General features: G+C 73.0%; 7 protein-coding genes. 3 read left to right on the forward strand and 4 right to left on the reverse strand.

Annotated elements, in window-relative coordinates:
• Window positions 1-133 precede the first annotated feature (133 nt).
• Both WME96_RS14830 and WME96_RS14835 read right to left on the reverse strand, forming a co-directional pair.
• Window positions 134-577, reverse strand: a complete 444-nt coding sequence (locus WME96_RS14830; RefSeq protein ID WP_433936104.1) for a response regulator — start codon at window positions 575-577, stop codon at window positions 134-136.
• A 211-nt stretch (window positions 578-788) separates the two neighbouring features.
• Window positions 789-1,262, reverse strand: a complete 474-nt coding sequence (locus tag WME96_RS14835; RefSeq protein ID WP_437290762.1) for a response regulator — start codon at window positions 1,260-1,262, stop codon at window positions 789-791.
• Window positions 1,263-1,581: 319 nt separating this feature from the next.
• Between WME96_RS14835 and WME96_RS14840 the strand changes: the two genes are divergently transcribed.
• Together WME96_RS14840 and WME96_RS14845 are read left to right on the forward strand one after the other, a co-directional pair.
• Window positions 1,582-2,349, forward strand: a complete 768-nt coding sequence (locus tag WME96_RS14840) for a sensor histidine kinase (protein ID WP_437290763.1) — start codon at window positions 1,582-1,584, stop codon at window positions 2,347-2,349.
• Between the two features lie 209 nt (window positions 2,350-2,558).
• On the forward strand, window positions 2,559-6,662 hold the full coding sequence (locus WME96_RS14845; RefSeq protein ID WP_437290764.1) for a hypothetical protein: 4,104 nt from the start codon (window positions 2,559-2,561) through the stop codon (window positions 6,660-6,662).
• 202 nt (window positions 6,663-6,864) lie between these two features.
• Here the strand turns inward: WME96_RS14845 and WME96_RS14850 are convergent, their stop codons facing one another.
• Complete coding sequence (locus WME96_RS14850; protein ID WP_437290765.1) at window positions 6,865-8,907, reverse strand: DsbA family protein; 2,043 nt, start codon at window positions 8,905-8,907, stop codon at window positions 6,865-6,867.
• Between the two features lie 416 nt (window positions 8,908-9,323).
• Window positions 9,324-9,707, reverse strand: coding sequence for a hypothetical protein (locus WME96_RS14855; RefSeq protein ID WP_437290766.1), 384 nt, complete (start codon window positions 9,705-9,707; stop codon window positions 9,324-9,326).
• Between the two features lie 400 nt (window positions 9,708-10,107).
• Here WME96_RS14855 and WME96_RS14860 point away from each other — a divergent pair, with 400 nt between their 5' ends.
• Window positions 10,108-12,942 carry a protein kinase domain-containing protein gene (locus WME96_RS14860; RefSeq protein ID WP_437290767.1) on the forward strand — a complete coding sequence of 945 codons (2,835 nt, stop codon included), beginning with the start codon at window positions 10,108-10,110 and terminating at the stop codon, window positions 12,940-12,942.
• Window positions 12,943-12,978: the final 36 nt, after the last annotated feature.

Below are 12,978 nucleotides of genomic sequence, written 5' to 3' on the forward strand. Positions count from 1 at the left end.
CTGTGTGGCCTCCCTCGTCGGCGTCGTCTGCCTGGTCGGCTCCGTCTTCACGTCACGTCAGCTTCGTCGGCGTCGGAGGTTCGTGTGCGCCGCGCAGACTTCGTCGGTGCTTCGACCAGCGATCATCGACCCGTCAGGTCGCCCTCTCGGGCTGCGACGGCGCTCCGCGCGCCTCGCCTTCGGTTCGGGACAGGAGGCGGCGAATCTCGAGCACGAGCGTGTCCGGCAGACACGGCTTCGTCAGGAAGGCGTCGCAGCCCGCGTCCTTGGCCTCGCGCGAGTGCCCCGCGAGCGTATGACCAGTGAGGGCGACGATCGGGATCCGCTTCGTGCGCGGGTCGTTCTTGAGGTGGCGCGTGGCCTCCCATCCGTCGATCTCCGGGAGCGACAGATCCATCAGGATGAGGTCCGGGATCAGCTCGAAGGCGCGATCGAGCGCTTCCCGTCCGGTCGCCGCCTCGGCGACGCGGAAGCCGGAGAAGGACAGGTACTCCGCGAACATCTCCCGGTTGTCCTGGAAGTCGTCCACGACCAGGACCAGCGGCGAGAACGCGTTGTCGTCACACTTCACTTCCATCCCAGTGAACCTTTCCATTCGTCAGCGCGCCGGCCGATCGATCGCGAGCGGCGCCGGCGTCGTTCGGCCAGCCTGACGCACTCCACCTAGGGGAGCGATCCGCTCGGGTCACGTGAGGTTTGTATACCTTATTGCCGGCCTGATGCCGGGCATTTCCCCTCCCGCGCAGGGACAGCCCTGCACTTGCCCTGAGGGGGTCTAAGGGTAATCCCTACTCGCCCTGGGTAGGCCCGTAGGGTCGGCGAAGTCCGATGATCTCGTGGAGCAAACGAGCGGCGCTATCCCAGTCGACCGGCTTCACGAGCACGCCGTCGAAGGCCGAGGCGTTGAGGGCGGCGCGGGCCTCGAGATCGCGCCGGCCGGTGCACGCGAAGATGGCGACGTGCTGGGTCGCCGGGTCGGCGCGGAGCGCCTCGGCGACGACGAAGCCGTCGATGCCGGGCATCCGCAGGTCGCACAGGATCACATCCGGCACGTCCTGGGTCGCGAGGAACACGCCGCGCAGGCCACCCGCCGCCCGCTCCACCAGGAAGCCGTGCGCGGCGAGCGCCGCCTCCGCCATGAAGAGGAAGTCGGGATCATCGTCCACGATGAGGACCCGGCGCCGCCGCTCGAGCACCTGGGTATCCTCGTCACCCTGCTCTTCGCCCCGCTCGGTGAACTCTGTGCGCTCTGCCTCGGACATGCTCCCCCGCTCGCGGCTCGGCTGACAGCGCTCCCCAGGTGCTCGGGCTTGGATGCGCGGCAGGGAGGGCGACGACTTCCGCCGGCGTTTCTGGAAAGGTCCCCCCACGATGGTGGAGGCGGAACTTGAACCCAGGGTACACCTTGTGCCCAGGTCGCTTATCCGCAACCATCAACTGTCCAGCGCAGGTGGGGGCTCTGCGCCGTTCGTCCTCGCCGGCCGGCGACCGCCGTTTCGGGGTGAGCCCGACGACAGTTGGCTTGCTCGTCTGATGCTCAAGCTCCGCGCTGCTGCATATTCGGAGCAGGCGTTTATGTGGATGAATGACGAGTTCTTCGCGCGCGTGGGCCACGACCTGCGGGGCGAGCTGGCGACCATGCTCGCGGGGGTCCATTATCTTTTGCGTTACCAGAAGGACCTCGGCGCAGGGCCGCGCGACATGCTGGAGCGCGTGCGAGGCGCAGGCGAGCGGCTGAAGCGGCTGCTCGACGAGTTCGACAACTCCATCTGGCTCCGCGCGGACGCGAGCCGTCCGATGGCGATCGCCCGGTGTGACGCCGTCGAGCTCGTCCGCCGCGCGGCCGCGCACCTCGAGGGGGCGGCTGCCGCTCGCGGCGTGCGCATCTCCTTCGAAGCTGAGCTCGAGGGCGACGCCGCGCTGGAGGGGGATCCAGAGCTGCTCAGGGTGGCGCTCGAGTACGTGCTCGGCTTCGCCATCCTGCGGTCGCGCGATCGGCCGATCCGGGTCCGCGTCGCGAGCGCCGGCGTCGGGCCGGTGGTGACCGTCGTCGACGAGGCGGGCCCCGTCCCTCCGGAGCCGCTCGCTCGGTTGCTCGATCCGTTCGGCGAGCGGGCGGCGATCCCCGCCGACCCGGTGGCGCCGCGCCGCCGCGAGCGGCTCGGCCTCGGGCTCGCGATCGCGCGAGGCATCCTCGACGCGCATGGGGGCGGGCTGACCGTGGAGCCCTCGTCCGAGCGCCGGGATGGCGGCGCATCGGCGACGGGCGCGGACCATGCTGCGACCGGGCTGCGCTTCACGTGTACCCTCGGCGGCGTTGAAGGGAACGCTCCCCCGGAGTCTGTGTGAGGCGTGGGGCCGTTGCCACGCGGTCGGCGGCGATGATGGCAGGCCGAGGTCTTTCGGGGCCCCAACGCGCGGATCGTGTCCGATGAAGACTTCGTCTAGGATGAACTGGGTCGCACGTCGCGGGCGTGCTCCATCTTCCACCGCACACGGATGAATGCGCCTCGATGCCGACGCTGAGCTCTCTCCTCGTGCAGCATGGGGTTACCTCGATGCGAGTCGTCGAGGAGGCGATCGCTCGCCAGGTGCTCCACGGCGGTGACCTCGCCACGAACGTGCTGGAGCTGGGCGCGGTGCGCGAGCGCGATCTCACGGCGCTGCTCGCGGAGAGCCTCGGGCTGCCGCCCGCCGTGGGCCGCCTGCGCCCCGCGTCGCCCGAGGTGCTCCGGGTCGTGCCGGTCGATCTCGCGGTCGAGCACCGCGTGTTCCCGCTCGACGTGCGCACGGATCTCGAGGCCGCGGCGATCGGGGCACCGCAGCCCGAGGCGACGCTGGTCATCGCCACGGCCGAGCCTCTGGCGCCGGCGGTGGCGGAGAAGCTGAGCGTCGCGCTGGGGGTCAGCCTGCGTCAGCTCGCGGCGCCGCTCGTGCGCATCCGCCAGGCGCTCGCCGAGCACCATGGGATCGCCCTCGATCGGCGCATGTCGCGGCTCGTGAAGCAGCTCGACGCGCGCGCCGAGCCGAGCCTCACGGAGGCGGTCGAGAGCAGCGCTGCGGCGGCCGCAGCGCTCCCGCCCAGAGCGCCTCCGCCGCCACCCTCACCCGCCGGGAGCGCCGCCATCGTCGATGCGGCGTCGCCCGCCGGAGGCGAGGCGGCGGCGCCTGCTGGTGCGCAGGAGGCAGCGCCGTCCGCAGACATCGACGCGACGCCGCCTGCCGGAGTCGATGCAGCGCCGGCCGCAGACGTCGCCGCGGCGCCGCCTTCCGGAGCCGATGCAGCGCCGGCCGCAGACGACGACGCGACGCTGCCTTCCGGAGTCGGCGCAGCCTCGCGCGCGCTGATCGATGCGGCCGCGCCCGCCGCGGTCGATGACCGCGCGGAGGCGGCCGAGACGCAGAAACAGAAGCGGCACAGCATCGACGATGCACCGACCGTCGAGGCGCTGACCTCGATCTATGACGAGGAGACGGTGAGCGCGGACGTCGTGCTCAGCGAGGCCGTGCCCACGCCGAGGAAGCCGCCGCTCCACGAGCTGGATGACGAGCCGACCGTCGTCGCCGAATACCCGCTCGACCTGCCTTCGTTCCGTTATCTCGAGGCACGCACGCCTCGCGTCGAGGCGCCCGCGTCACGCGTGACCGAGATCGCGCCGCAGCGCGATCGGGAGAACGCGGCTGCGGCCAGGGACGAGAGCGCCATAGGAGGCCCGGGCGAGGAGGCCGAGCCTCCGGACCACGCGGCACCGTCGCGTGGAGAGCCCGCGATCGAGCCTGCAGAGCCGACGCCGCGCCCCGAGGAGCTCGCGCCGCGGCTGGCGTCGTTCGCCGCGTCGGAAGCGGTGCACGCCGCGGCGGTCGTGGCGGTGACGGAGCCGCCGGTCGCAGCGCCTGTGCCGCCGGCGGCGTCGCCGACACCGCAGGTGCCGGCGACATCCGGCGTGCGTCCGCCGACGGGGGCCAATTACCTGCTGACGGGCTGGCTGAAGCGGGCATCGGCCGCGCACCGCGCTCAGCAAGATGCGGTGCCGCAAGCGGCCGCCTCGCTCCAGCGTCAGCCCGGCGGAGCGGCTCCCGTTGCGCCCGTCGCCGTGCCGGCCGCGGCGCTGGTTCCTGCGGCCACGGCGCCCGCGGATCTGGCACCTGCCGCCGTGGCGCCCGCTGCTGCGGCGCCCGCGGCGGCGGTCGCGGAGCAGCGCGATCGCTCGTCCAGCGCGCCCGCGGCGGAGGTCCCCATGCGCGCCGCGGGCCGGTCCGCGCCCGCTGCGCAGCGGCGGAAGGGCCCGTTCACGCTGGCCATGGCCGAGCAGGAGCTCGCCGCGGCCGACGCGAGCGAGGCGGTGCTCGCGGTCCTCTTCGACTTCGCGCAGCAGTACTTCGAGTACACGGTCCTGTTCACGGTGCACGGCGAGCGCGCCGAGGGCCGCAATGCCGCAGGCCCAGGCGCAGAGCGCGAGCGCGTCGCGAAGATCGCGGCGCCCTTCGATCGCCCGAGCGTCCTCGCGAGGGCGCGCGCGCTCCGCGCGCCGCTCGTCACCGCCCTCGCCGGCAGCGCCCCCGACGTCGAGCTCCAGCGCGAGCTCGGCCGGAAGGTCCACGCGGCCGCCGTGGCCGTCGTTCCGGTCGTCGTGCGCGGCCGCGTCGTCGCGCTCATCTACGGCGACGACGGCGCCACCTCGGTCGAGCTCTCCAGCCTCGGCGATCTCATCGCGCTCGCCGGGCTCGCCGCGACGGTTCTGGAGCGGCTCATCCTGCGGAAGAAGCTGAACCGGAGCGGCGCGACCCAGCAGAGCGACAGCCCGGCGGCCCGTGACTCCGCCGTGCCGCCGCACCGGGCCTCGGCGCCGCCGCAGCCCGCCGCCGTGCCGCCGCACCGGGCCTCGGCGCCGCCGCAGCCCGCCGCCGTGCCGCCGCACGAGGCAGCCGCGCCCACCGACGAGCACGCCGCGGAGGGGCCGCTCTCCATGCGCACCCGCGCCGCGCTCCTCGAGCTGAGCAACATGCTCCGTGTCGAGACGCACGGCTCGCCCGTCGCAGATGCTGGGTCCGCCCGGCCCGACGTGCATGCAGCTCTCGGCCCGGAGGAGTCGCGGCGCGCCGACAGCGCGGACGTCGCGCCGCAGGGCGCGCCGCCGCAGGGCCCGCCGCCGCAGGGCGGCTGGTCCACGGAGGACGGCGGCTCGGGGATCGACGCTGTCGCGAGGGCCTTCGGGCTCCGCGGCACCGGCGTGGAGGCCGAGCCCGTGCAGCCGGATGAGGGCCCCGCGCACGCGATGGCGTTCAGCTCGACCATCCCGCCGGCACCGATGCCGCACGCACCGAGCCGCCCGGTCGAGCCGCAGTTCCGCCTGGGCCTCGAGGCCGGCGCCGACGTCGTATCGGGCACGGCGGTCACGGCGCCGATGATGCCGGCGGTCACGGCGCCGATGATGCCGGCGGTCATGGCGCCCGCGCCGCCGGCGGTCATCGACGAGATCCCCGACCTCGAGATCCCTGCTGCGCCGGCCCCCTCGCCGCCGGAGGATCTCAGCGAGCCTGAGGACGCGCGGACGAGGCGGTACTCACGCCCTCCGTGGATGCTCGACAGCTCGATCATGCCCGGCGGCGAGGAGCACCGCGAGCCCGGACCGGCGCCGGCCGCGGGTCGCTCCGCCTCGCGCCGTCGCACGCCCGTCACCGTCGAGGGCTCCGTCGCGTACCCGCGGCCCCCGTCCGAGCGGCGCGCCGCGGCCTCTCCGGCAGGCGATCTGCGCGCGGAGTACACCTCGCTCCTGCAGCACGTCCTCACGGGCGGCGAGGCGGGCGCGCGGGCGTTCGCCGAGCTCGTGCGCAACGGTGAGACGGCGGTCTCGATCGTCGCCGCGCGCTTCCCCGGCCCGCTCCGGGTCGAGCGCCAGCGCTTCCGTGAGCAGGTCGCCGGCCCGGACGGCGCCGCGGGCGTCGCCGCCGCGCCGCCCGCCTCGCAGTGCGGACCGCTGCTCGAGCTGATCGTGGCGATCCGGCGCCCGGCGCTCCCCTTCATGACCGTGCGGAGCGCCTCGCCCGATCCCGAGGTGCGCTTCTGGGCCACGCACGTGCTCGGCGAGCTCCCATACCCCGAGGCCGCCAACGCGCTGCTCCCCCGGCTCTTCGACGACAACCTGGCCGTCCGCCGCATCGCGGTGCGGTCGGCCGCCTTACTGATCGCGGCGCCGCCCGCGGGCGGTCCGATCTTGCAGGGGCTCGAGCACATCACGCGCGACCGCGAGGAATCGCCGACGCGGCGGTTGACCGCCATCGACACGACGGCCGAGATCCGCGCCGGGTCCGCCGTCCCCGCGCTGATCAGCGCGCTCACCGATCCTCACGAGGCGATCGTCGAGGCCGCGGCCCGGGCGCTGGTCGTGATCACGCGGGACGATCTCGGCCGCGACGCGCGCAGGTGGGCGTCGTGGTGGTCGAGGAACGGCGAGCGCCACCGCGTCGAGTGGATCATCGACGCGCTCACGCACGAGAAGCCCGCGATCCGTCGCGCGGCGATCGACGAGCTGAAGGGCATCACCAAGGAGTACTTCGGCTACTACGAGGACCTCCCGCGGCAGGAGCGAGAGGCCGCCCAGCAGCGCTACCGCGCGTGGTGGACCTCCGAGGGGCGCTCGCGGTTCCGCTCGACGAGCTGACGCTGCCCGCGCGACCGCGACCTGGCGGCCCTGCCGCGCCTCGACGCGGCTGGCGGCCCTGCCCCAAGAAACACGGGCGCGCACCGCAGCGTCCATCGGACCGCGGCGTCGATCAGGGAGGTGGGCGGCTCTCCGGATCACGGGAGCCGCCCTCGGTGCGGGTTGGTCTGGGGGAGGGGAAGTCAGGCCGCGCGGCGGCGGCTCACTTCGGGGCGGGCGCGGCCGGAGCGGCGGCGGGCTGCACGGCGCCAGCCGGCTTCTTCGGGGCTTCCACCTTCGCGGCGGCAGGCGCGGTCTCGCCGGCCTCCTTCATGGCCTTGTCGATGAGCTTCTTGAACTTCGAGAACGGCTGCGCGCCGCTGATGAAGTAGCCGTTCACGACGAACGCCGGCGTGCCGCTGATGCCCGCCTTGTCGGCGACGGAGTTCTCGGCCTCGACGAACGCCTTGTGGGTGTTCGTGTCGAGCGCCTTCTTGAACTTCGTCATGTCGAGGCCCACCTCCTCGGCGTACTTCTCGAGCGAGGCGCGCGAGAAGGCCTCCGGCTGCCCCTGGTTCTTGAAGAGCAGCTCGTGGTACGCCCAGAACCCGGCGTTGCCCTTCTGCGCGTAAGCCTCCTGCGCGGCCTCAGAGGCGAGCGGCGCGTTCTTGTGCATCGGCAGCGGCCGGTGGCGCCACACGATCTTCAGCTTGTCGCCGTAGGTCTTCGAGACCTGCGAGACCGTGTCCTCGACGCGCTTGCAGAACGGGCACTCGAAGTCCGAGAAGACCTGCATCACGACCTTGGCGCGCTCGCCGCCCTTCCACGGGCTGTTCGGCGCCGGTGCGGCGACCTCCTTGCGCTCGGGCGGCGGCGGCTCCTTGCCGTCCTTGATGATCTCGGCGTAGAGGTCCTTGGCCGGAACGCCCTTCGCGAGCAGCCCCTCGGCCTTCTTGATCTCCTCGTCGATGATCGTCTTGAACTTGTCGACCGGCTGCGCGCCGACGAGCCTGCGGCCGTTGATGAAGAAGTGCGGGGTCCCGGACGCCTGCAGGTCGTCCGCGAGCTCCTGATCGGCGGCGATGGACGCGCCGTACTTCTTGGTCGTGATCGCGACCTTCACCTTCTCGACGTCGAGCCCGAGCTCCTTGGCGTAGCCGAGCAGGTCCTCGTCGTTGAGCTTCTGCTGGTTCTTCCAGAGCAGGTAGTACGCGTCCCAGAAGCCCTTGTCGCCCTTCTGAGCGCGGGCCTCCATGGCGAGCTCGGCCGCGGGCTCGGCGCGCTGATGGAACGGGAGCGGGTTGTTCTTCCAGACGAACCGGACCTTGTCCCCGTAGGTCGTGAGGAGCTCGTCGATCGTCGGGACGACCTTGCTGCAGAAGGGGCACTGGAAATCGGACCACTCGACGATGGTGACCAGCGCGGTCGCCGGGCCCTTGGCGGGCGCGTCGCCGACGGGCACCTTCCAGACGGTCTTGTCGTCCTCCTGCGGGCGCTCGCGGTCCTGCTTGGGGGGCGCCTTCGCCTTGTTCTCCGCGGCGAGCTTGGCGTACACCTTGTCAGGCTTGGTGCCCGAGGCGACCGCCGCCTGCGCGGCCTTGAGCTGCTCGTCGATGACGGCGGTGAACTTGTCGACCGGCTGAGCGCCGCTCAGGAACACGCCGTTGATGATCGAGGCAGGCGTGCCGGTGACGCCGGACGACTTGCCGACGGCCATGTCGGCGTCGATCTTGGCCATGTACTCCTGCCGATCGTACGCCGCCTTGAACTTCGCCTTGTCGACGCCGGCCTCGGCGGCCCACGCCTCGAAGTTGGCGGGCGTGAGGGCCTTCTGGTTCTGGAAGGCGAGCTCGTGGAACTTCCAGAACGCCTTCGACCCGCCGAGGCGGAACACGGTCTCGGCCGCGAGCGCCGCCGGGCGCGCGTTCTTGTGGAAGGGGAGCGGGTTGTTCTTCCAGACGATCCGCAGCTTCTCGGGGCCGTACTTCTCCTTGAGCTGGTTGATCGTGGTCTCGACCCTGCTGCAGAACGGGCACTCGAAATCGCTGAAGACGACCATGGTGACCGGCGCCGTCCGCGAGCCCCACAGCGGGTCCTTCGACGAGACCGGGATCGCCGCGTCCTCGTCGCTCCACGGCTGCCCGTCGTCCACGGCCGCCGCGATCTCATGCCCGCGCGAGCCGGCGCTCCGATCGATGCTCCACATCAGCCCCATCCCTGCGATGAAGCAGAGAAGAAAGCCGACGATGGCTGTTCCCTTGTTCATGAATGGTTTCCTCTCTCAACGTTGGTGGGGCTCCGCCAGGCGGGCCCCTCCTTCAACGCGGGCGCGACACCAGGTGGCGCGCCCGCGACAAGATGGCCAATCGAACTCCCTGGATGGCTCGCCACCCAGGGCCGAAGGAGCCGCCGCCGCGTGCGCGCGGCGTCAGCCCCCGGCGGAGCGCCGGGACCGCTCTCGACCCGGCACGCCGACGTCAGCGCCCGGCTCCGGCCGCCTGGGGCGCGTCGCCCGTGGAGGAGGGGCGCGCCTGCGCGACGTGGTTCCGGACGAGCGCCCTTCGGGCTCGGGTCAGACCGGCAACGCTCCGGATCTCGCGGCGGCGCCGAACTCGCGCCCCGATGCGCGATCTCCGAGAGACCACGCGGCGCGAACGACCGCGGCCCGCCGGCGAGCGCGCCTCACCGAGGCGGGTGGTAGACGCCCTGCTCGACACCGGCGCGCGGACCCCCGGCCGTCCCGATGAACGAGAAGCTTACCGCGGGCGCGAACGGGGCAGGAAGAACGAACTCCGGAACGATCAGCGCCTGCTGCGCGGCGCTGGAGAGCTCGCTCGCGGGCACGGGATGGCGCGAGTTCGGCCCGACGCTCGGCGACGGATCGCCTCCATCGCACCCGGGGGCCGCGTCGATCCGATCGTCGGCGATCGGCAGGGTGCGGGGCGGGGCGACCGAGGAGGCGCCGCGGGGATCGCAGATGGGCGCGTCCCTCGTCTCACCCGTCGCGTCGTCGACGCTGGTCAGGATGGTGCACGACGGCTCGTCCGGCGGAGCGACGAGTGTCATCCGGTCCTCCTCGCAGACCGGAACGATCGCAGCGCCCGCACGCAGCGGGAGGACCAGCGCCAACGCGAACGTCAGCAAGGTCATCAGGCGCTGGACAGCGTGCCGCGGCATCCCTCGCAAGGATTAGCTGAGGCCCGCAGGAAGAGCAATGGCCCGGATCCGCAGGGGATCGCGGCGTTTCCAGGCTTCCCTGGACGGATCCATGTTCCGCCCACGCGCTGTGTCCGTTGCGCGACTTTGTCGACAGGGTGTGGATAACCCTGTGGATAATCTGGAGAGCCCCTGTGTCGAAATGGTGCGCTGAGCCGGTTTCGCCAGCGATCTCGGCGAGGTTTGAGGCCTGGCGAAGCGAGGCTCTCGAACTTGGCCCACCTTGTCCTACATCCGGTAGGTTCGCTCCATGGCGAACTCCTCGGTGACCGTGCCTCGTCCGGTTCTTCCGCCCTCGCACGAGCCCAGCAGGAGCGGCTTCGCCGCGGACGACGTTCCGCGGCCGCTCGGCCGCTACGTGCTCCTGCGGCGCATCGCGCGCGGAGGCATGGGCGAGGTGTTCCTCGCCTCGACGACGGGCCTCGAAGGGGCCGAGCGGCCCGTGGTCGTGAAGATCATCCGCCGCGAGCACGCGTCCGACCCGAGCTACATCGCGCGCTTCCTGGACGAGGCGCGGGTGCAGGCGCAGCTCCAGCACTCCGGCGTCGCGCAGGTCATCGAGGCGGACGTCGACCCCGCGACCGGCGAGCCGTACGCCGTGGTCGAGCACGTCGAGGGCCGGAGCCTCGGCGAGGTCCGGGCCCGCGCGGTGCAGCTCGGGCACCGCTTCGACTGGGCGGAGGCGGTGGCGATCGCCACGATGATCGCGGAGGCGCTCGCGCACGTGCACGAGCGCAGGGACCCGTCGGGCGGCGCGCTCGGCATCGTGCACCGCGACCTGTCGCCCCAGAACGTGATGCTCGGGTTCTCGGGCGACGTGAAGATCATCGATTTCGGCACTGCGCGCGGGCAGAACCGGCGTTGCCACACCGTCGCGGGCGTCGTGTTCGCGAAGCCGGGCTACGTCGCGCCGGAGGTCGCCAACGGCGACCCGGGCGACGCGCGGGTCGACCTCTACGCGCTCGGGATCATGCTCTGGGAGCTCTGCGCCGGCCGACGCTTCCTCCAGGGCGACGCGCAGGCGCACATGGCCGCGGTCGCGCGCAACCAGAACGACCCGCCGCCCATCGCCGTGGGGCTCGAGGCGCCGCCGGCGCTCGACGCCGTGATCGCGAGGCTCACCGCCTTCGACAGGGACTCGCGGTACCCGTCGAGCCGCGCCGCCGCGCGCGATCTCGCCGCGCTCCTCGGGGCGGCGGTCGCCTTGCCGGGCGGCGAGCGCGGCGTGCGCGCGCGGGCCGCGCACCTGATGCAGCGGCTCTTCCCGGGCGAGCCGGGGCGCTCGCGCAGCGAGTTCGCGAGCCTCGTCGCCGCCGCCAAGGCGCACCGCGCCACGGCCGTGACGCCGGTGAGCCCCCGCGCGGAGGCGATGGCCTCCGCCGAGCGCGGCGACGAGGGCATGCTGCCGGGCACGCGGTACCGGCTGCTGCGCGAGATCGGGACCGGCGCGAGCAGCACCGTCTACGAGGCCGAGCACATCGACCTGGGCCGCCGCGTGGCGCTGAAGGTCGTGTCCGCCGAGCACTCGGCGACCGACGTTGTCGCGGGCCGCTTCCGCCGCGAGGCGCGCGTGCTCTCGCGCCTCTCCCACGAGCACCTCGTGAAGGTCCACGACTTTGGCATGGCGGCGGATGGCCGCCTGTTCTGCGGCATGGACCTGCTCGAGGGCGAGACGCTCGACGCCGTGCTCGCCCGCGGGGCCGCGATCGACTGGCGCGACGCGCTCGCGATGGCCGTCAAGGTGCTGAGCGCGCTCGAGCTGGCGCACGCGGAGGGCCTCGTGCACCGGGACGTGAAGCCCGAGAACCTGTTCCTGACGCGCCCGAGCGGCGCCGTGGGCTCGACCTCCCTGGCCGACGCCGGCCTGAAGCTGCTCGACTTCGGGCTCGCGAAGTGCCTCTCCGAGGATCGCGGCGAGGTCGACGGCGTCGCCGACGCGACCGGCGCGGGGGAGGGGCCGGCGCGGGCCGCGATCGCGATCGTGGGGACGCCGGAGTACATGGCCCCCGAGCAGGCGGCGTCGGGGCGCATCGACGGGCGCGCCGATCTGTATGCGCTCGGCTGCGTCCTCTACGAGATGCTCACCGGGCGCCTGCCGTTCGTCGAGCCGAGCCTCGTCTCGCTGCTCGACGCGAAGATCAAGGGGAGCCCCGAGCGCCTCCGCGAGCGCGCGCCGTCCCGGCAGATCCCGCCGTTCGTCGACGAGCTGGTGATGCGCGCGCTGGCGCGCCACCCGAGCGTCCGCTTCCAGAGCGCGACCGAGATGCGCCACGCCGTCCTGAAGGCGCTGGAGGCGCCCGCCCGCGCGCGCTCCCGGCGCCGCGTGTTCGGGTTCGCGGCGGTCGCCGCGGTGATGACGGTCGCGGGCGTGCTCGCCGTGGGGAAGGGGCGGGAGATCGCGACCCGCGTCCCGGCGGTCGCGAGGCTGATCGACGTCGCGGGCGACGCGGGCTCTTCGCCCCACGAGGCGGCCCGGGCCGCTGCGCCCGATGTCGGTGCGAATGACGGGCCGGTGACGAGCGCGCCCCCGGCGGCGGAGACACCGACGGGCGCGGAGACTCCGGCGAGCGCGGAGACTCCGGCGACGGTCGCGCTTGCAGCGGCGGCGATCGCGGAGACACCGACGGTCGCGGCAGCCGCGGAAACACCGGTGGCGCCGGCAGTCGGCGCGGCCGAGTCCGGCGTGGCGGGGCAGGGGGCCGAGGCGCCTCTGGCCCTCGCGGCCGCGTCCGCCGCCGCGCCCGTCGCCCCGCCCGCACCGGCGGCCGTCGCGAAGCGGGAGGCCGCGAAGCCGGCTGCCAGGAGCGAGGCTGCGCCGCGCGGTCCGGCCGTGGCCACGCGCGGCGTGGCCACGAAAGCCGACAAGCCCGCCGCGCGCGACGCGGCGGATCGCGCCTCGCGCGAGGTCGCCAAGCGCGACGCGAAGGCGCGCGACCGATCGTCCTCATCCTCGGCGCGCGAGTCCGCCGCGCCGACACCGGCCCGTGGCGAGGCTGACACGCCGAACAAGGAAGGCCACGAGGATCACAGCGAGGCGAAGCGGCGCCGTCACAAGCGGCGGTCGCGGGTCGCCAAGGCCGAGTAAGCTGCGCTGCACGCGGCGCATTTCTCTCGCGCGCAC

Source organism: Sorangium sp. So ce406 (assembly GCF_051474675.1).
Lineage (GTDB): Bacteria > Myxococcota_A > Polyangia > Polyangiales > Polyangiaceae > Sorangium > Sorangium cellulosum_G.

Excerpts from the sequence above, each read along its gene's own strand:
- WME96_RS14830 (WP_433936104.1), bottom strand. The coding sequence starts at position 577 with ATGGAAGTGAAGTGTGACGACAACGCGTTCTCGCCGCTGGTCCTGGTC.
- WME96_RS14835 (WP_437290762.1), bottom strand. The coding sequence starts at position 1,262 with ATGTCCGAGGCAGAGCGCACAGAGTTCACCGAGCGGGGCGAAGAGCAG.
- WME96_RS14840 (WP_437290763.1), top strand. The coding sequence starts at position 1,582 with ATGAATGACGAGTTCTTCGCGCGCGTGGGCCACGACCTGCGGGGCGAG.
- WME96_RS14845 (WP_437290764.1), top strand. The coding sequence starts at position 2,559 with ATGCGAGTCGTCGAGGAGGCGATCGCTCGCCAGGTGCTCCACGGCGGT.
- WME96_RS14850 (WP_437290765.1), bottom strand. The coding sequence starts at position 8,907 with ATGAACAAGGGAACAGCCATCGTCGGCTTTCTTCTCTGCTTCATCGCA.
- WME96_RS14855 (WP_437290766.1), bottom strand. The coding sequence starts at position 9,707 with ATGACACTCGTCGCTCCGCCGGACGAGCCGTCGTGCACCATCCTGACC.
- WME96_RS14860 (WP_437290767.1), top strand. The coding sequence starts at position 10,108 with ATGGCGAACTCCTCGGTGACCGTGCCTCGTCCGGTTCTTCCGCCCTCG.